Source organism: Bifidobacterium imperatoris, assembly GCF_002860405.1.
Lineage (GTDB): Bacteria > Actinomycetota > Actinomycetes > Actinomycetales > Bifidobacteriaceae > Bifidobacterium > Bifidobacterium imperatoris.
Map to the genome: position 1 here is coordinate 262,954 of NZ_NMWV01000005.1, position 19,867 is coordinate 282,820.

Annotated in this window: 15 protein-coding genes and 2 tRNA genes; 12 read left to right on the forward strand and 5 right to left on the reverse strand. The window is 55.0% G+C overall.

All coding sequences use genetic code 11. The features are described from left to right. Nucleotides 1-112 precede the first annotated feature (112 nt). The 3 genes from uvrB to pyk all read left to right on the forward strand — a co-directional run bounded on the left by uvrB (nucleotide 113) and on the right by pyk (nucleotide 4,859). On the forward strand, nucleotides 113-2,224 hold the full coding sequence (gene uvrB / locus Tam1G_RS02290; RefSeq protein ID WP_101625295.1) for an excinuclease ABC subunit UvrB: 2,112 nt from the start codon (nucleotides 113-115) through the stop codon (nucleotides 2,222-2,224). Between the two features lie 39 nt (nucleotides 2,225-2,263). Next, nucleotides 2,264-3,250 (forward strand): TerC family protein, encoded by a 987-nt coding sequence (locus Tam1G_RS02295; RefSeq protein WP_033890378.1) that lies wholly within the window; start codon nucleotides 2,264-2,266, stop codon nucleotides 3,248-3,250. A 166-nt stretch (nucleotides 3,251-3,416) separates the two neighbouring features. Next, complete coding sequence (pyk, locus tag Tam1G_RS02300) at nucleotides 3,417-4,859, forward strand: pyruvate kinase (protein ID WP_033890379.1); 1,443 nt, start codon at nucleotides 3,417-3,419, stop codon at nucleotides 4,857-4,859. A gap of 125 nt (nucleotides 4,860-4,984) precedes the next feature. Here pyk and Tam1G_RS02305 read toward each other — a convergent pair whose 3' ends face one another. Then, a complete protein-coding gene (locus tag Tam1G_RS02305) occupies nucleotides 4,985-5,581 on the reverse strand; it encodes an NUDIX domain-containing protein (RefSeq protein WP_101625296.1) in 597 nt (198 codons plus the stop codon). A 251-nt stretch (nucleotides 5,582-5,832) separates the two neighbouring features. Here Tam1G_RS02305 and Tam1G_RS02310 point away from each other — a divergent pair. The 6 genes from Tam1G_RS02310 (at nucleotide 5,833) to glgX (ending at nucleotide 13,502) form a co-directional block, all read left to right on the forward strand. Further along, nucleotides 5,833-5,906 (forward strand) — tRNA-Leu (locus Tam1G_RS02310). A gap of 73 nt (nucleotides 5,907-5,979) precedes the next feature. Then, on the forward strand, nucleotides 5,980-6,768 hold the full coding sequence (locus Tam1G_RS02315; RefSeq protein ID WP_101625297.1) for an ANTAR domain-containing response regulator: 789 nt from the start codon (nucleotides 5,980-5,982) through the stop codon (nucleotides 6,766-6,768). Beyond that, complete coding sequence (gene polA, locus Tam1G_RS02320; protein WP_101625298.1) at nucleotides 6,758-9,640, forward strand: DNA polymerase I; 2,883 nt, start codon at nucleotides 6,758-6,760, stop codon at nucleotides 9,638-9,640. Before Tam1G_RS02315 ends, polA begins: the two co-directional genes overlap by 11 nt. 36 nt (nucleotides 9,641-9,676) lie before the next feature. After that, on the forward strand, nucleotides 9,677-10,579 hold the full coding sequence (locus Tam1G_RS02325) for a Nif3-like dinuclear metal center hexameric protein (RefSeq protein ID WP_165781869.1): 903 nt from the start codon (nucleotides 9,677-9,679) through the stop codon (nucleotides 10,577-10,579). A gap of 49 nt (nucleotides 10,580-10,628) precedes the next feature. Next, the gene (locus Tam1G_RS02330) at nucleotides 10,629-11,306 is read left to right on the forward strand and encodes an NUDIX hydrolase (RefSeq protein ID WP_101625300.1); all 678 of its coding nucleotides are present in this window, start codon (nucleotides 10,629-10,631) and stop codon (nucleotides 11,304-11,306) included. A 72-nt stretch (nucleotides 11,307-11,378) separates the two neighbouring features. Then, the gene (glgX, locus tag Tam1G_RS02335; protein WP_033890385.1) at nucleotides 11,379-13,502 is read left to right on the forward strand and encodes a glycogen debranching protein GlgX; all 2,124 of its coding nucleotides are present in this window, start codon (nucleotides 11,379-11,381) and stop codon (nucleotides 13,500-13,502) included. A gap of 190 nt (nucleotides 13,503-13,692) precedes the next feature. Here the strand turns inward: glgX and Tam1G_RS02340 are convergent, their stop codons facing one another. From Tam1G_RS02340 to Tam1G_RS02350, 3 genes are all read right to left on the reverse strand, one after another. Then, nucleotides 13,693-14,280 (reverse strand): hypothetical protein, encoded by a 588-nt coding sequence (locus tag Tam1G_RS02340; RefSeq protein WP_242689606.1) that lies wholly within the window; start codon nucleotides 14,278-14,280, stop codon nucleotides 13,693-13,695. Between the two features lie 74 nt (nucleotides 14,281-14,354). Further along, complete coding sequence (locus tag Tam1G_RS02345; RefSeq protein WP_133124963.1) at nucleotides 14,355-14,759, reverse strand: hypothetical protein; 405 nt, start codon at nucleotides 14,757-14,759, stop codon at nucleotides 14,355-14,357. Nucleotides 14,760-14,936: 177 nt separating this feature from the next. Then, nucleotides 14,937-15,010: transfer RNA gene (locus tag Tam1G_RS02350), tRNA-Pro, on the reverse strand. A gap of 223 nt (nucleotides 15,011-15,233) precedes the next feature. Here Tam1G_RS02350 and Tam1G_RS02355 point away from each other — a divergent pair. The 3 genes from Tam1G_RS02355 to aroA all read left to right on the forward strand — a co-directional run bounded on the left by Tam1G_RS02355 (nucleotide 15,234) and on the right by aroA (nucleotide 18,482). Then, nucleotides 15,234-16,406 (forward strand): ABC transporter permease, encoded by a 1,173-nt coding sequence (locus Tam1G_RS02355; protein WP_101625304.1) that lies wholly within the window; start codon nucleotides 15,234-15,236, stop codon nucleotides 16,404-16,406. A gap of 98 nt (nucleotides 16,407-16,504) precedes the next feature. Beyond that, nucleotides 16,505-17,053, forward strand: coding sequence for a type 1 glutamine amidotransferase domain-containing protein (locus Tam1G_RS02360; RefSeq protein ID WP_033890388.1), 549 nt, complete (start codon nucleotides 16,505-16,507; stop codon nucleotides 17,051-17,053). Between the two features lie 94 nt (nucleotides 17,054-17,147). After that, entirely contained in the window at nucleotides 17,148-18,482 is a 1,335-nt protein-coding gene (gene aroA, locus Tam1G_RS02365; RefSeq protein WP_101625374.1) for a 3-phosphoshikimate 1-carboxyvinyltransferase, read from the forward strand. 130 nt (nucleotides 18,483-18,612) lie between these two features. Here the strand turns inward: aroA and Tam1G_RS02370 are convergent, their stop codons facing one another. Beyond that, nucleotides 18,613-19,842, reverse strand: coding sequence for an acetate/propionate family kinase (locus Tam1G_RS02370; RefSeq protein WP_033890389.1), 1,230 nt, complete (start codon nucleotides 19,840-19,842; stop codon nucleotides 18,613-18,615). Between the last annotated feature and the right edge of the window lie 25 nt (nucleotides 19,843-19,867).

The following is a 19,867-nucleotide window of genomic DNA, read 5'->3' on the forward strand; positions in this document are numbered from 1 at the left end:
GTTTTTGGACGTTGACTGTAAGTTTTTGAACAGAATTCGTTCAGAAACCTACAGTCGTTGTTGAAACTCCTACAGTCAGTGTTCAAAAACCTACAGTGCTTATGATGGCCGCATGGGATTCAATATTGAGCGCGCCAATAAGCCTTTCGTCGTCAAATCACCGTACAAGCCGGCCGGCGATCAGCCTCAGGCCATCGAAGAACTGGCCGAACGCATCGAAAACGGTGAAAACGATGTGGTGTTGATGGGCGCCACCGGTACCGGTAAAACCGCCACCACCGCATGGCTCATCGAGCGCCTCCAACGCCCGACGCTGATTATCGAACCCAATAAAACGCTCGCCGCGCAATTGTGTGCTGAGTTCCGTGAGCTGATGCCGGATAACGCCGTCAGTTACTTCGTTTCCTATTACGACTACTACCAACCGGAAGCCTATATTCCACAAACTGACACCTATATTGAAAAAGACTCCAACATCAACGACGACGTGGAACGTCTGCGCCATCAGGCAACCGCAAACCTGCTGACCCGCCGTGACTGCGTGGTGGTGGCCACAGTTTCCTGCATCTACGGCTTGGGTACGCCGGAAGAATACGCCGGCCGCATGCTGTTACTCAAAGTGGGGCAGGAGATCAACCGAGATGATTTATTGCGCCAATTCGTCGCTATGCAATACAAACGCAACGATATTGCCTTCACCCGTGGTACGTTCCGTGTGCGCGGCGATACCGTGGAAATCATTCCGGTCTATGAGGAGCTGGCAGTTCGTATTGAATTCTTCGGCGATGAGATTGATCGTATCTCCACTCTGCACCCATTGACAGGCGATGAGATCGCGGAGGAAAACGAAGTTCACATTTTCCCGGCATCCCATTATGTTGCAGGGCCCGCCCGCATGGAACGTGCGCTGAAAACCATTCGCGAGGAACTTGACGAACGGTTGGCCGAACTGCATAAGCAAGGCAAGGAGCTGGAGGCACAGCGCCTCAACATGCGCACCACCTATGATTTGGAAATGCTCACTCAGGTGGGCGTGTGTTCTGGAGTCGAGAATTATTCAAGGCATTTCGACGGTCGTGCGCCGGGCACCCCGCCGCATACGTTACTGGATTTCTTCCCTGATGACTTTCTGCTGGTTATTGATGAGTCTCATGTGACGGTTCCGCAGATCGGCGCAATGTATGAAGGCGACGCGTCGCGTAAGCGCACGCTGGTGGAACACGGATTCCGTTTGCCGTCCGCAATGGATAACCGTCCGCTCAAATGGCCGGAATTCCTGCAACGAGTCGGCCAAACCGTATACCTCTCCGCAACTCCGGGTGACTATGAACTGGGTCTTTCCGATGGGGTAGTGGAACAGATTATCCGCCCGACCGGTCTGCTCGATCCACAGATTGATGTGCGACCGGTGGAAGGACAGATTGATGATCTGCTTGGCGAGATTAAGGCTCGCGTGGCCAAGAACGAGCGTGCGCTGGTCACCACGCTCACCAAGAAAATGGCTGAAGACCTCACTGATTATCTGCTGGAACGCGGTATCAAGGTTGAGTATCTGCATTCTGATGTGGATACGCTGCGCCGCGTGGAGCTGCTGCGCATGCTGCGCGAAGGCAAGATCGATGTGATTGTTGGCATCAACCTGCTGCGAGAAGGCCTTGATTTGCCGGAAGTCTCGCTGGTGGCCATCCTGGACGCTGATAAGGAAGGCTTCCTGCGCTCGTATCGTTCGCTGATTCAGACCATCGGCCGTGCCGCCCGAAATGTGTCCGGTACTGTGATTATGTACGCCGATGAAACCACGGAGGCTATGCGCAAGGCCATTGATGAGACCGATCGTAGACGTGCCAAGCAGATGGCCTACAACAAGGAGCATGGCATCGATCCGAAGCCGCTGATTAAAAAGATCAGCGACGTCAACGACATGCTCGCCAAAGAGGATGTGGATACCCAGACTCTGCTTGAAGGCGGTTACCGTAACGCCGGCAAGGCAGGCAATACTCATCTTGGTGTACCCACCATGAATGCCGAGGAAGCCGACAAGCGTCATGAGGAAATCCTCAAGGCTGGATTGCCGGCCCAGGATCTCGCTGATCTCATCCGCCAGCTTTCCGAGCAAATGCATACCGCCGCCGAACAACTCCAGTTCGAACTCGCAGCCCGTCTACGCGACGAAATCCGCGACCTCAAAAAGGAACTTCGTCAAATAACGGAAGCGAATAAGTGAACGTCCAGCCGTCAACTACATAAGTTAGGGTAGGGAATCATGGCAGAAACCCCTCTTGCATTTGAAATCGCCACGTTTGTGGTGCTCGCGCTGTTCTTCATCGTCGACCTGTTCATTATCGGCCGACGACCGCATGTGCCGTCCACCAAGGAATGCGTGCAGCATATCGCGTTCTTTGTGGTCATGGCACTGATCTTCGGCGGCTGCATCTGGTATTTCGCCGGATCTAAGCCCGCCATCGAGTTCTATTCCGGATGGCTGACTGAGTATTCACTGTCGATTGACAACCTGTTTGTGTTCGTCATCATCATGTCGAATTTCGCAGTGCCGAAAAAGATTCAGAAGTATGTGCTGTCCGTCGGCATTACTATCGCGCTGATTTTCCGCGGCCTGTTTATTCTGATTGGTGCCGCTTTGATTTCCCGCTTTACGTGGGTGTTCTTCATCTTTGGTGCATTCCTGATTTACACGGCCATCAAGCTGGTTGTCGGCGGCGATGAAGACGAGGAATATCACGAAAATGGTTTGATTCGCACGCTGCGTAAGGTCATCAAAATCACCGATGAATATGATGGTGAGAAATTGCGTACCACGCGTAACGGCGTGCGCTACTGGACCCCGATGCTTATCGTGTTCCTGACCATTGGCACCACTGATGTGATGTTTGCTTTCGATTCCATTCCGGCCATCTTCGGTTTGACCAAGGATCCGTTCCTGGTCTTTACCTCTAATGTGTTCGCTCTGCTTGGTTTGCAGCAGCTGTATTTCCTGCTGGGTGCTTTGCTGGACAAGCTTGTATACCTGCCGGCTGGTCTTTCCATTGTCTTGGGCTTCATTGGCATCAAGCTTGTGATGGAAGCCCTGCATGGCAATACGCTGCCGTTCATCAATGGTGGCGAAGGCGTGCACTGGGTTCCGGAAATTCCGACATGGCTGTCCTTGGCTGTGATTGTGGTGGCAATTGGTGGCGCAGCCATTGCCTCCATTATCAAGATGAAGAGTATGGAAAAGGTTGAAAAGGCCTGATTTCACGAGGAATTTATCTCCACGAAACCCAATGGGCAGAACAATGTGAGCGCTCACAACACACCGAGTAAAAAACTTGTCATGCGTCGGTGAGCGCTAGTAGACTATTGCACGGCAAGTGAGGCTTCAAGCCTCGAACCAACAAAGAAAAGATAGGCAGGCATTCATGCGTAAAGCCAAGATCGTAGACACCATCGGTCCCGCTACCGAGGATTACGACAACCTCCTCAAGCTCGTTGAAGCTGGTATGGACGTTGCTCGTCTGAACCGCTCCCACGGCACTCCTGAGGATCACCTCCGCGTCTACAACAACGTCCGCAAGGCCAGCAAGGAAACCGGTCGCAACGTCGCCGCTCTCGTTGATCTGCAGGGCCCGAAGATTCGCTGCGGTTGGTTCAAGAAGAACGCTGAGGGCGAGGACAAGGTTCAGCTCCAGCTCGGCCAGGAATTCATCATCACCACCGACGACATCGAGGGTGACGAGCACATCACCTCCACCACCTTCAAGGGTCTGCCGGGCGATTGCCACCCGGGCGATCCGATCCTGATCGACGACGGCAAGGTCCGTCTCGAGGTCACCAAGGTCGAAGGCAACAACGTGCACACCAAGGTTGTTGTGGCTGGCCCCGTGTCCTCCCACAAGGGCATCAACCTGCCGGGCGTTGCCGTCTCCCTGCCGGCTCTGACCGAGAAGGATGAGGCCGACCTGCGTTGGGCCATCCGCACTGGTGCTGACATCATCGCTATGTCCTTCGTGCGCTTCGCCACCGATATCGATCGCGCTCACGAGATCATGGACGAAGAAGGCCGTCGCATCCCGATCGTCGCCAAGATCGAGAAGCCGCAGGCTCTGGAGAACCTCGAAGACATCGTCAAGACCTTCGACGGCGTGATGGCTGCTCGTGGTGATATGGCCGTTGAGTGCCCGCTGGAAGAGGTCCCGCTGGCCACCAAGCGCATCATCGAGCTGGCTCGCCAGTACGCCAAGCCGGTCATCGTGGCTACCGAGGTTCTCGGCTCTATGGTGAACAACCCGGTCCCGACCCGTGCAGAGGCTTCCGACTGCGCCAACGCTGTTCTCGACGGTGCTGACGCCACCATGACCTCCAACGAGACCGCCGTTGGTAAGTACCCGGCAGTCACCGTGGACACCATGTCCCGCATCTCCGGCTACGCCACCGATCACGGCTTCGATCGTATCCCGGAGCTCAAGAACCTGGATATGTCCTCCACTGGCGCTGTTTCCTCCGCTGCCGTTGACCTGGCTGACAAGCTCAACGCCAAGGCCATCGTTGCCTACACCCAGACCGGTTCCACCGTGCACCGCGTTTCCCGCGAGCGTCCGGCCGCCCCGATCTACGGCATCACCAACAACGAGCACACCTACCACTGGCTGGCTCTGTCTTGGGGTACCGAAGCCTTCCTGACCGAGGAAGACTACCACGACAAGTCCCGCAAGGACCTCATGATCTTCACCGACAAGGTCCTCAAGGATGCCGGCAAGGTTGTTGACGGCGACAAGATCGTCATCCTGAGCTCCGCTCAGGGCGATCACCAGCCGGGCCGCACCGACTCCATCTACGTCCACACCGTTGGCGCTTGCGACTGATTTTTCCGTCAGCCAAGCTACGCATAACGCGTTGTAGATAGCAAAAGCCCCATCCGTATGGATGGGGCTTTTCTGTACTTCAGATCTTTTGTGATTAGAGGCAATCCATCGCAATCAATCACATATCAATCATTCAGATGATCAAAGTTGCCGCACTTCAGACGCAGCACAGCAATAATCGTCTTGGCATCCACAATCGTTCCGTTGAGAATCATTTCATACGCTTCGTCAACGCTCACCAGACGAACCTGCGAACGCGGAGTCTCAGGGCCGATTGACTGGTGAGAAGCAGGAGACAGACCAGTGGCAAAGAACAACGATGTGTGTTGGGTGGAATAGCTCGGCGTATTCAGGAATCGCGCGAATTGCGTGAACTTAGCCGCCTCATAGCCGCCTTCCTCGGCAAGCTTGCGCTGAGCAGCCTCAAGCGGGCGCTCAGAATCAGCGGCATGACCGCCGGGAATCTCCAAAGTCCAACGGTGGTTGGCCACACGGTACTGTTCCACGAGCGGAATTTTGCCGTCATCGGTCAAGGCAAGTACGGCAACTGTATCTCCGCTGTTGTCTTGAATGCAGTAACGGTCGAACGTCTTACCATTGGCTGACTCATAAGACACATGATCGATATTGAAATAATGCGTCTCAACGATTTGCTGACGTCCCGTTTCCTTCACTGGAGCCGTGCGCCACGGGTCAAATTGACGATATGTTTCGTTGCTCATAACCCCTCCTCACCAAGGTAGTACATCGAAACTACGCTTATTGTATGCCGAGAGATTTCAGATTGTTTGGGGCAACACACGCAAGCAATAACATGTCATGCAAAGTTTTTCCACCAGCCATCATGCCTGATTTTCCAAAGGTTTAGAGGCTGTTGCCGAAGGTTGAAGGAAAGAAAATATCAAGAAATATGCGTGTCTTGGCCGCATAGGTCGAATTGGTATGCTAATCTCTCGAAGAGTGCTTTGAGCACGCCCTCGTATCCCAATTGGTAGAGGAAGCAGCCTCAAAATCTGCGCAGTGTGGGTTCGAGTCCCACCGAGGGCACCCTTAATATGGTTATTACTGAGAAGTAATTCATATTTCCCTAGCAAGTAAATCTCACAGAAAAGAGGTTGGCATGGCTGCAAGGAAGAGGTCTGAAGAACCAAGCATCGATATGGATGAGGTGCTTACCGATGAGGAACTGAGGGCTGCAGCCGCTGGCGATGAAGCTCCTGCAGAACGTAAGGAAAAGCCTGCTGACGCTCCTCGTACCGTAGTCGTGGCCGAAGATGAAGCCGTGAACCGCATGGATTTGGTCGCCATGTTGGAAGATAACGGCTATGAAGTAGTGGGTCAGGCTGCAAATGGTGAGGAAGCTGTTGAGCTGACTCGTAAGTTCCGCCCAGATGTTGTGTGCATGGACGTTAAGATGCCGCGCATGGATGGCATCGCCGCAGCCGGCATTATCTGCGATGAAAACATCGCTCCAGTGGTAATGCTTACTGCTTTCTCCCAGACTGATCTGGTGAAGAAGGCAACCGGTGCCGGCGCTATGGCGTATGTCACCAAGCCGTACGAGGAATCCAAGCTGCTGCCGACGCTTGAAGTGGCTATGGGCCGTTTCGCTGAAATCAACGACCTGCTGGACAATGTGGAGCGTAGCGAGCAGAAGCTGCGTGAAACCACTGATCAGCTGAAGGAAACCGAAGAGAAGCTCAAGAAGGCCGAGGATACGCTGGAAGAGCGTAAGTTGGTCGATCGCGCCAAGGGCCTGCTGATGGATAAGGCGGACTTCTCCGAGCAGGGAGCCTTCCGCTGGATTCAGAAGACCTCTATGGATCAGCGCATTCCGAAGAAGCGTCTGGCCCTGGCTATCATCGCCAAGTACGGCGATCCGAAGCCTTCGAACGCTGATGAGCGCTGACGCTCAAGCGCCTGTAAGCGCGGCAGCCAACGATACACTGCTTGTAGTAGATGGTCATTCGCTGGCTTTCCGCGCTTTTTTTGCGCTTCCAGTAGAGAATTTCAGCACTTCTGAGGGTCAGGCCACCAACGCGGTATGGGGATTCGCCTCCATGCTGTCGCAGGTCATCACCGCGGAACAACCAACTCGTCTTGGCGTTGCGTTCGATGTTAAGGGCGGTACCTTCCGCAACACGATGCTGCCGCAGTATAAAGGTACGCGTGAGGCCGCTCCTGAGGAGCTGCTTACCCAGCTGCCGCTGATTCAGCGTATGCTGAAGGCTTTGGGTGTCACCTATATTGAAAAGCCCGGTTTTGAGGGCGATGATATTATCGCCACGCTTGCCACTATGGGAGACAAAGCCGGCTATCATACGCTGGTGCTGTCCGGCGATCGCGACGCGTTCCAGCTGGTGGATGACAATGTCACGGTACTGTACCCGGGGCATCACTTCAAAGATTTGAAGCATATGACCCCACAATCCATCGTGGATAAATACAAGGTCACTCCAGCTCAATACCCTGATCTGGCGGCTTTGCGCGGCGAAACCGCGGATAATATTCCCGGAGTGCCGGGCGTGGGCGATGGATTCGCCGCCAAGTGGATTAATCAGTACGGTTCACTGGAAGGTATTTGCGAACACGCTGATGAGATCGGTGGCAAGAAGGGCGAGGCTCTGCGCGCCAATATCGACCAGGTGAAGCTCAACCGCAAGGTCAACGCGTTGGTGAGAGATGTTGACCTGGGCATCAGCCTTGATGATTTGGGCTTTGGCGCCGTTGATACCAAACAAGTCGATGAGCTGTTCAAGGAACTTGAATTTGGTGTGCGCACCAAAAGCCGTGTGCTGAAGACCTTTAACGCCGGCAGTACGGTAGCCGCGTCAACTACTACCTCCACATCCGCCGATGATACGGGTACTGAGTCCGATGATGCCGCATTGCAGATTCCGGATGCGGTGGTCATCGAATCAGCTCAGCAGTTCCATGATTGGATTGCAACACATCAGACATCAGTCAATGTGCCTGACAATATCGCTGATTTCAAGGCTTCGGATTACTCGGAATCAGCTGATCGCAGTATTACATGCGGTGCTGCCGTAGCACATGCATGGACGCTTCATGCATGGGGGAGCGCTCGTCCGGGGCGAGCGACCAGCCAGGCGGTGGCTATTGCCGCCGGTGATTCAGCCGCTATCGTCAACACGGCTAACATCGAACTGAATTCGCAACTGGTTCAGGAATTACAGGAATTCTTGGATTCGCAGCATGGGCGCATCATCGTTCATGGATACAAGGAACTGCTGCACATCCTCAATCAGCTTGGTCTCAACATGGATTTGCCCATGTTCGACACCAAACTGGCCGGATACATCAGCCAGCCGGATTTCCATGCCGATGATTTGCAGCAGGCGGCTGAACACTTCCTGGATCTTCATTTCGATCAGGCGGAACAGCCGACCCAGGGCACGCTTGACTTTGATGAGGAACAGCCGGAAGAGCATCCTGATGAGCAGCGCATGCGCGATCTTGCCGTGATTCGTTCGCTCGCGTTGACCTTAAGCCCTGTGCTGGATTCCCGTAAGCAGTATTGGCTGATGCGTGCCATCGAATTGCCGGTTTCACAGGTACTGTATGGCATGGAGCATCTTGGCGCCAAGGTTGATCTTTCACGTTTGACGGACATGAGAGACCAATTCGCTGCGGATGCCCGTTTCGCCCAAGAGGAAGCGTGGAAGCACGCTGGTTCCGAAATCAATCTGCAAAGCCCCAAGCAGTTGCAAAAAGTACTGTTTGAAGACATGGGTCTGAAGCCCACCAAGCGCACCAAATCGGGCTCGTACACCACGAATGCTTCCGCGTTGCAGGATTTGTATATCAAATCCGTGGATAATGAGCGAGCCAATGGTTTCCTCGGAGCGCTGCTGCGCCACCGTGAAACCAATAAGCTCAAGCAGATTGTGCAGACGCTGATTGACTCGGTCAATCCGATCGACGTGCGCATCCATACCACGTTCGAACAGACGGTTGCCGCTACCGGTCGTTTGAGCTCGGTGGATCCCAACCTGCAGAACATTCCCAATCGCAATGCCGCAGGCCGTGAAATCCGTGGCGTATTCGTGCCAGGCGAGGGCTATGAAGCGTTGATGAGCTGTGATTATTCACAGGTTGAGCTGCGCATCATGGCTGATTTGTCTGGAGATGAGGCACTGATTGAGGCTTTCCGCTCCGGAGCTGATTTCCATAAGTATGTGGCTTCGATGGTCTATAAGCTGCCTGTTGAGCAGATCACCAGTGACCAGCGTTCCCATGTGAAGGCAATGAGCTACGGCTTGGCCTATGGTTTGAGCACGTTTGGTTTGGCCCAGCAGCTCAAGATTGCTCCGCGTGAAGCTGAAGCACTGAAGAATCGATATTTCGATACATTCGGCAAAGTGCATGATTACCTTGAATCACTGGTTTCCTCGGCTCGTGAGCAAGGCTATACCGAAACGATGTTCGGCAGGCGCCGCTACTTCCCGGCGTTGCGCTCGACGAACAGGGTGGCCCGTGACGCCGCCGAGCGAGCTGCATTGAATGCACCGATTCAAGGCTCCGCCGCAGACATTATGAAGATCGCGATGATTCGCGCCGATCAGGCACTGAAGGATGCGCATGTACGCAGCCGCATCATTCTGCAGATTCATGATGAACTTGTGGTGGAAATCGCACCGGGAGAGGCTGAGCAGGTTACCGAACTGGTGAAGAACGCTATGGAGCATGCTGTGAATTTTGCCGTGCCGCTGGATGTGTCTTGTGGTATTGGTGCAGATTGGCAGCTTGCCGCGCACTGACAGGCGGATGATAATCGGTCGGTTACAATAATCGGTATGCCGAATCTCAAGCAAGTCGTTGACATTCTTGAAACACTGTATCCGCTTCGCTACGCCGAACAATGGGATGAACCCGGACTGATCGTTGGCGATCTCAGCCATGATGTACAACGCATTGTGTTTGCCGCGGATCCAACTTCAGCCATTGTGGACAAGGCCATTGCAGCCGGTGCTGACTTGCTCATTACCCATCATCCACTGTTCTTCCGTTCAGTGCACGAAGTGGGCGGACTCGGATTCCGCGGTGATATTGTCCGCAGACTCTACAATCACGGTTGCGGATTATGGGTAGGTCATACGAATGCGGATTCGGCATGGCGCGGTGTGGGCCAAGCCGCAGCCGATTATTTCGGACTCGAACAGCAGCGTCCGTTGGTGCCTGTCCAGGACGATCAATCGGAGCATGCGGTTGGATTGGGGCGAATCGGTGTGTTACCGGAACCGATGACGTTGCGGGATTTCGCTCAGCGCGTATTCACCGAAGTATCCGAACATGGCATGGCAACCAAGCTGGGCGTTCAGGTGTGCGGAGATTTGGAAGCGGAAGTTCGCAGTGTGGCAATCCTGCCAGGATCGGGAGACTCATTGTTCGATGAGGTACGCGCATCGGGAGCGGATGTGTATGTCACCAGTGATTTGAGACATCATCCGACCACGGATGCCATCGAACAGGCTCGCTACGAAGCCAGAATGCGCGCCCAAGGCATTCAACTGGGGCAGGGGAGCACACAGACCAGGCCATATCTTATTAACACGCCACATGCCGCCATTGAATCCATGTGGTTCAACTATGCGCTGGACGATATTCCGCAGGCTATTGAGAAGGCCACCGGCGAGCAGATAAGTGTTGAATGGTTCCATGACACAACCGATCCGTGGGCGCTGAGTATCACCGAATAACCGATTTGAGCAGCTACAGTAGTATGTCGAGCACTCATCAAGGAGGAACATGTTCGGCCATAGCAAGCAGGAGCAGCTGGAACATAGGCTGGATCGAAAGCTTAACGCCAGTTCGGACGGCATCGACATGGATGTGCCAGCCGAAGTGTTGAACACCGCCACCGTATACACCGGGCGTATCTTCCACGTTGATGATATGACTCTCGCATTGACGGATAAGCAAGGCAACAAGCATGAGATCAGCCGTCAGGTATTGCGCCATGCGCCGTGCGTGGTGATGCTGGTGCACGACATGTCCACTGACCGTTACTTAATCGAACGTGAATACCGTGCAGGATCGGACATGTTCGCCTACGGTCTTCCGGCAGGCCTGATGGATGAGGGCGAAGACATTCTCGATGCCGCCTTGAGAGAACTGGCCGAGGAAACCGGTGTGGTTCCGGACCGCAATGCGATGGGCGTGGATTACGTGGGTGATTTCTACTCCTCGGAAGGCATGACCGACGAACTGGCACACATCATGGTGCTGCATTTAGGCCCGTTTAAGCACGAGGAACGGCATTTCGACCCGGATGAGCATGTGGAATCCGCTTGGATTCCTTGGAGCGATTTGGCAGCCACGCGAATCACCGCATCGAATTCAATGATTGCCATCCAACATGAAGCATTGCGTCGTTTGATTGCCAAACACGCTGACGATGAGAACAAGCCATCCTTGTTCTCCTGACGTTCAACTCCAACAGACTTTAGTAACACAAGAAAGTGGGATACTAGAAATATGCAGATCAGACCTGGATCAATGTACCCGCTCGGGGCCAGCTATGACGGTGCCGGTGTGAATTTCGCGCTGTACTCGCAGGTTGCGCAAAAAGTAGAACTGTGTCTCTTCGACGACGATGATAACGAGACTCGCGTCGAGATGACCGAACAAAACTCATACGTATGGCATAACTACATTCCAGGCCTGCAGCCTGGCCAACGATACGGCTACCGCGTATACGGCCCGTACGACCCAGTACATGGCCTGCGATGCAATCCGAACAAACTGCTGCTCGACCCATACGCCAAGGCCATTGAAGGCAACATCGACGGTGATGAAAGCCTCTTCTCATACTGGTTCAAAAGCCCTGATGACAATTCGTCAATGAACACCTTGGATTCGGCGGAACATACCATGAAATCCGCCGTCATCAACCCCTACTTCGACTGGGGCAACGATCAGCATCCCTACATTCCCTACCATGATTCCGTGATCTACGAGGCTCATGTGCGCGGCATGACCAACCTCAACATGGATGTGCCGCCGGATATCCGCGGCACCTATGCGGGCCTTGCATACCCGAGCGTCATCGAATACCTGAAGAAGCTGGGCGTCACCGCCATCGAGCTCATGCCGATTCACCAGTTCGTCAACGACTCCTTCTTACAAGAGAAGGGCCTGTCGAACTACTGGGGTTACAACACCATCGGCTTCTTCGCCCCGCACAACGCATACTCCAGCTCTGGAGAACGCGGCGAACAGGTCAACGAATTCAAATCGATGGTCAAGGCCTACCATCGCGCCGGCATGGAAGTGATTCTCGACGTGGTGTACAACCACACCGCCGAAGGCAACCACATGGGCCCCACCCTGAGCTTCAAAGGCATTGACAACGCCTCCTACTACCGACTGGTGGACGGCGACCCGATGCACTACTTCGATACCACCGGTACCGGTAACTCGCTGCTTATGCGCTCGCCGCACGCCTTGCAGCTCATCACCGACTCGCTGCGCTACTGGGTTACTGAAATGCATGTGGATGGCTTCCGCTTCGATCTGGCAGCCACTCTGGCACGCCAGTTCCAAGAGGTCGACAAGCTTTCCGCATTCTTCGACATCGTGGAACAGGATCCGGTTATCTCCCGCGTCAAGCTCATCGCCGAACCGTGGGATTTGGGCTCTGGCGGTTACCAGGTTGGCGGCTTCCCGTCCAGCTGGTCTGAATGGAATGGCCGCTTCCGCGATACCGTGCGCGACTTCTGGCGCTCGCAGCCTTCAACCTTGCCGGAGTTCGCATCCCGTTTGATGGGTAGCTCTGACCTATATCAGGTCAATGGCCGCCGACCGGTGGCTTCCGTGAACTTCATCACCGCTCACGATGGTTTCACCATGAACGATTTGGTGAGCTACAACGAGAAGCACAACGAGGCCAATGGCGAAGGCAACCGGGATGGCGAATCCAACAACCGTTCCTGGAACTGTGGTGTGGAAGGTGCCACGAATATTCCGGACGTGAATGATTTGCGTCAACGTCAGATGCGCAACATGTTTTCCACGTTGCTGTTGAGCCAGGGTATTCCGATGATTTGCGGTGGTGATGAAGTCTGCCGCACGCAGCAGGGCAATAACAACGCCTATTGCCAGGATAATGAGATTTCCTGGACGGACTGGAACCTCAACAAAGATCAGAAGAACATGTTGAAGTTCGTCTCCAAGCTCATTCACCTGCGCTTGAATCATCCGGTGCTGCATCGTCGTCGTTTCTTCACTGGCCGCGAACCCGGCGATGATTCAAACAAGATTCCACAGGTGGAGTGGTTCGACCATACCGGTTCCATCATGGATATGGAAGATTGGCAGAACACGCACGCCTTCTCCATGATGATCTACCTCAATGGTTCGGATATTCCTGAAGTCGACTGGTATGGCAACCGTATGGTTGACAATGACTTCATCCTGATCTTCAACGCCCATTATGAGCCAATCATGTTCACCCTGCCGGATGAACGCTACGGCCGCAAATGGCAGCTGATTGTGGATACGCATAATCCGGACGGCCCGGAGCTAAGCTATGAGGCCGGCTTCATGATTACCGCCCAATCGCGTAGCTTCATGATGCTGATGAGCGCCAAGAAGCCCGAAAAGCCGTCGCTCGGCCTGTAAATACGGTTTATAGGCAGATGTGAGGACCCGTTACTTCGGTAGCGGGTCCTTTGCGATGATGCAACGACACGTGCATAGCAAGAAGCCCCTACTTCCCAGAGGGAGTAGGGGCTTTCGGTCGGGCTAGCGGGATTTGAACCCACGACATATTGTTAGGATTCGTGGTTTGGCTTGTCCTAATGAGTTTGTCTTACTTCAGCAATGTTGCTTTGGGCTGCGGCTCGTGATGTGCGACCCTGTTACGCAGGGCGTGAACGGTTTTGACGATGTCCAGTGCGTAGCGTCTCGTCCACCGTTCTCCCGTCGCACGCGCGTACTGACGTCCATTGTAGAACGTCTTGTCAAGCCCCTTGCGCCATAGATCGTTCTCATAGTCGGCACGGCTCTGATCTGGCCATTTCGTATGGACCGTGCCGCCATCCTCCAGAAGGTTGCGCCAGAATCCGAACGTCAATGACGCGACGAGATGGCCGTGCGTATGGCTATTGCGCTGTTGCGGGGTGAGATGGTTCCATGCCTCACGGATTTGGTATTGGGTGCGGTCATCGAAGTTGAGTCCCGCCATATACCAGTCCTCAGTGCCGGACTGTTCCAAGGAAATGAGTGACAGCCGCCGATCCATGTGGTTGCGCAGGGCGACTTCGAGGATGGCGATGTCTCCCATGCAGGCGCTGGCCATGTCATGATCCCACAGATACAGTTCCAATGCAGGGCATGAGCGTCGCCGAGCTTCGGAATCGTAGGATTCGAGTCGTTCATCGGTGATGCACGCGCGCAACGCTCTTTCCTGCGGGCTTCCCTTACGGGGTGTGCGAGAAAGAAAGCAATCGGCTGTTGGATTTGACTGTCGGCTCATAGCCCACTACCATATTCCATGAATTCCCCCAAAGGGCCTCTCCGGACGGTCTTTGACTCAGCCGTGATGCACTGGGGGTTCTCTTTTATCCGGCCAATCTGACTGGCTTCCCAGTTATTACTGGAACGGCTCTTTGCCGTAGAAGGCCAGGAACTCGCCCGCCACTCGCCATTGATCAGATACGCGAAGCCGAGGTACATCTCCACCTTCCAGCGCGTGGACGGATCCACGTACCGCAGCTCTTCGCCGGGCTTACGGGGATAGAACGCTTTCACCTCCACGGTGCTGCGAATTCCGTACCGGTCGAACAGCTGCTGATAGAGCTCTTGGGTGCGGCTTCTCGTCTCTTCGACCAAGGGCAGGTAATCCGTCGTCGGATACACGTCAATCGTGGTGGACATGCCCCAATCATACTGAAAACCTTTGGAAGCATTGGAATCACTGGTGTCGAGAGCCGCACGAGGTCCGAGGGACTGCGCAAAACGATACCGTGCAGTCATCGGATAAGATCGGACAAATCGCCTTGCGGCGGATAAAAAGAAAATCCCCTACTTCCCAGAGGGAGTAGGGGCTTTCGGTCGGGCTAGCGGGATTTGAACCCACGACATCCTGCTCCCAAAGCAGGCGCGCTACCAAACTGCGCTATAGCCCGTATGCTGTAAAACCTTGAATCAGTTTCACGGCACAAACCAACATTGTACATTATGGGTGGACCGGGACACGGGATACAATGTCATGTTGGACATGAATTGCTCACATAATGGGGCAAATGATGTTGAAACGCCGGCAACGTTGGCTGATACAGCCATTGCATGCCTTGGCGGAGAGCGATAGACATAGGCGGATATTGAATCATCGGAGGTACGGAGGGAATCATGGGCCGTCATCAGCGTTCGGAAACATCCGGACTGATTTCCTTCGTCATCTGCGCTGCAGTGGGTGCCGTCGCCATGAACTTCTACATGGAATACGCGCCAGCCATCTGGCAGTTGACGCAACGCCGTTTCATGGTATGCGCCGGCATTGTTGCGGCCTGTGGCGTGATTTCCTTCATCGTTGGTTACTCCCGCAAATCAAAGTCATTGAACCTCAAAAACGGCTGGCTGGCTCCCATCCGACGCGTTGTGGAAATCGTGGCACTCTCCGTGGTATACGGCTCCACCATATTCCTTTCCTCATTCGCGCTCATCGGCGCCGCGAACGACATGATGGGCAACGCCATTTTCGCCGGCTACATTTCCAGCGTATGCGCAGGATTCGCCGGAGTAGTGGGATACATGACCTTCGTGCAAGCGGAAATGATGAACGCTAAAACCATCGCCAGCCTGCTGCCATTCTTCGTCATCTCCGGCGTGGTCACCGCAGGCGTCACCACCGATGACCCGTACTGGTATCACAATAATTTCTCCCAGTTGGGCGACCGCACCACGTTCGCGGCACGCATGTTCAACTCCACACTGATGCTGGCTGGTACCTGCATCATCATCGTCAGCTACTTCGCCATCTCCGAGCTGGTAACCACCGAACGACTGCAACGCCTCTGGCACGACCGCACAAAAACCGACCCAAACCGCGGCTATATGATCCCGCATTTTATGGCCCGCATCGGCGTGCTCTCCGTACTGCTCACCATCTCCGGCCTCGCCTTCATCGGCATCGGAGCATTCCGCTACACGCCACATAACCTCATGCACAACATTTGCGCCAAAGGCCTGCCATTCGTCATGCTGCTCCTATTCGTACTCTTGCCGTGGCTCGCTCCACGCATCTCCAAAGCCGTAATGGTAGCTTCCGACCTGGCAGCACTGGTGTGCGCCGCATTCTGGGCCAACATGATGATGGGACACAACACACTCACCAACGTGGAAGCGCTCGCCGGCCTCATGTTCCTCGGCTGGTTCATCGTATTCTCCCGCCAAATCGCCGCCATCGAGGCGGACCGTGTGGAAGCACAGCTCCTGCACGCGCAAATGATGGAAAACGGCATGGAACAGCATGATGCGGCACAAGAAACGGAAATCGAGTCCCGCATCGCTTCGGACCGCTGATCACCGATGCATTACTGTTATGTTCTTTACTGGCTCAACCACCAGCAATGACGCATAATAGATTGCGGAAAACAAGCCACTGCAATCAAGGAGGAACTATGGCTGTTGAGAATGCCAAGGTATTGATCATCGTCAACAACTGGGGTATCGAGGAAACCGAGCTGACCCGCCCGCTGCGCGACCTGAAAGCAGCCGGCGCCCAGGTGACGCTCGCCGCCACCACACTCGACCCATGCGAAACCGTGCAGCACGACCGTTACGAAGGCGAGACCCTGACCCCGGATGCACGCCTCGCCGACGTGCAGGCCGCCGATTACGACCTGCTGGTAGTCCCCGGCGGCACCTGCAACGTCGACCGCATCCGCGTGAACGAAGATGCCATCACCCTAGCACAGGAATTCGCTCACGAAGGCAAGCCGATCGCCGCCATCTGCCACGGTGCATGGCTGCTGGTCAACGCCGACCTGATTGAAGGTAAGACCGCATCTCCATGCCGCTATATCGCAGCCGACATCGAAAACGCAGGCGGCCACTATGTCGACAAGCAGCTGACCGTTGATGACGCAAACGGCTGGAAGCTCATCACCTCCCGCAAGCCCGACGATTTGGACTACTTCGTTGCCGCTATCAAGGAAGCACTCGCCTGATCAACTCCTGAGCAGTCAGTAAGAACGGCTGTGCCCGGCACCAATGCTGGACACAGCCGTTCTTCAATACATGAAGCTTGATAGATTGACTTCTATGACAGAAAACATGAATCTTTGGCCTGCACCGCTTGCACCACAACCGTTGAACGCCACAGTAACCGTGCCAGGCAGCAAATCATTGTCGAATCGCTACCTGATTCTTGCGGCACTGGGCACTGAGCCGGTGCGCTTGGTCGGTCTGCTGCGCTCGCGAGATACCGACCTGATGATGGATGCTTTGGAAGCCCTTGGCGTGCGTTGCGAGGTTGATGCCGACACTGATACCACGGTGACGGTGACTCCTCCTGCTGGTGGTCGTTTCCGTGGCAATGTCAACCTGTTCTGTGGTCTTGCAGGCACGGTGATGCGCTTCGTACCAGGGCTTGCTTTGTTCGCTGACGGTCCTGCGCATTTCGATGGCGATGAACAGGCATATGCCCGCCCGATGAAGCCTGTGCTTGATGGTTTGGAACAGCTCGGTGCCACGGTGGAATACCACGGTGAAATCGGCAAATTGCCGTTTACGATTACTCCGCCCACAGCACTGCCGCAAAATCGTGCGCAGGTAAGCATTGATTCTTCCGGTTCCTCGCAGTTCATTTCCGGATTGCTGCTGATTGGCTCCCGACTGCCAGGCGGGTTGACGTTGCAGCATACGGGGGAGAAGACGCCGAGCCTGCCGCATATTCGCATGACGGTTGCCGATGTGACCGGAGCTGGCGGCGAAGTGAATGCTGACGAGACCGCACGTACTTGGACAGTGGAACCGCGCGCATTGCAGCTGCCTGATAAGGTCACGGTTGAGCCTGATTTGTCGAACGCGGCGCCATTCCTAGGTGCAGCATTGATTGCGGGCGGCACTGTGCGCGTGCCACATTGGCCGCAGAGTACTACGCAGCCTGGTGGTTTGTTGCCTGGATATCTGGAGCAGATGGGCGCTGCGGTGTCCTTCCCAGTGATTGACGATGTCCGATACTGCGAAGTCACTGGTAACGGTACCGTGCATGGTCTTGGGACCTTTGATTTGACTGCTGCCGGCGAAATCGCGCCATCCTTGGCTGCGATTTTGGTGTTCGCGGACGCTCCCACGGATATGGTTGGCATTGGTCATCTGCGTGGGCACGAGACGAATCGTTTGGCTGCACTGGTGGCTGAAATTACACGCGTGGGCGGCAAGGCGGAAGAGCTGCCGGATGGTTTGCGTATCGAACCGGTGGCTTCTGAACAGCTGCATGGTGCGGATATGGAAACGTATGCCGATCATCGTATGGCCACGTTTGCGGCAATGCTTGGCTTGCGTATTACTGGTATCAATGTGAAGAATGTTGCTACCACGCGTAAGACGTTGCCGGATTTCGTTGGCATGTGGAACGGCATGCTGGGGGAGTAGTCGCTGCTTCTTGTCCGGTTGTTTGGCTCTCCTCCCTGAGGAGAGCTTTTTTATGTTGGTTATGCAAGAGCCCTGATGATTTCTTTCGAATCATCAGGGCTCTTGACTTAGGCGATCAGAAATTCATCAATCACTTGGTGAACTGGTTGCCGTAGGTGTCTTCGCCGGCCTCTGCGATGGCAGCGGACTTGCGGGCGATAGCCAGCTCCTCGTTGGTCGGGATCACAGCGATGATCACGGAGGAGTCCGGAGTGGAGATGATACGCGGTTCCTTGGAACGGGTAGCGTTCTTCTCCTCGTCCAGCTTGACGCCGAACGGAGCGAGCTTGTCGCACACCATCTTGCGCACGATGTCATCGTTCTCGCCAACACCAGCGGTGAAGGTGATTACATCGCAGCCACCCATCTGGTAGGTGTAGTTGCCGATGTAGCTGACGATACGGTGCACGTAGACATCCAGAGCCAGCTTGGCATCCTCGTTGCCCTCGGCCACCAGACGGTGAACCTCACGCAGATCGCCAAAGCCGGTCATGCCCATCATGCCGGAACGCTTGTTGAACAGGGCATCCAGCTCATCCACGTTCATGTGAGCGTTACGAATCAGGTGGAAGACCACAGCCGGGTCGATGTCACCGGTACGGCCACCCATCATCAGGCCCTCGAGCGGGGTCAGACCCATAGAGGTCTCGACCGGCTTGCCGGAGATTTCAGCGGAAGCGGAAGCACCGTTGCCGATGTGCAGAACGATCTGCTTGAGGCCTTCAGCCGGCTTGCCAATGACTTCCGGAACCACGGAGGAGATGAACTCGTGGGAGGTGCCGTGAGCGCCGTAACGGCGGATGTGGTACTGGTCGGCGATTTCCTTGTTCAGAGCGTAGGTGCTGGCAGCCTTCGGCAGCTGGAAGAAGAAGGAGGAATCGAAGACGAAGATCTGCGGAACATCCGGCAGCAGAGCGCGCATGACTTCAGCGCCCTTAGCCTCCGGGCCGTTGTGCAGCGGAGCGAGCACAGCCAGATCCTTGACCTGGTTGATGGTCTTGTCGGTGACCAGAGCCGGCTTCGGGAAGATGGAGCCGCCCTGCACCACGCGGTGACCGACAGCGACGATGCCCGCGTCGGACAGCTTCGGGCCGTACTCTTCGAAGAAGCCGAGAACGCGCTTCAGACCCTGCTCGTGGTCGTGAATCGGCTCTTCGAGCTCGTGCTTCTCGCCGTTGTACTCGTGCTTGTAGTGGCCGTCGACCGGTTCGCCGATCTTCTCGACCAGACCGGAAGCCAGGCCTTCGCCGGATTCGAGATCAACCAGCTGGTACTTGATAGAGCTGGAACCGGAATTGATGACAAGGACGGTTTTCGCCATTGTGGGCATCCTCCATTGTGAATTG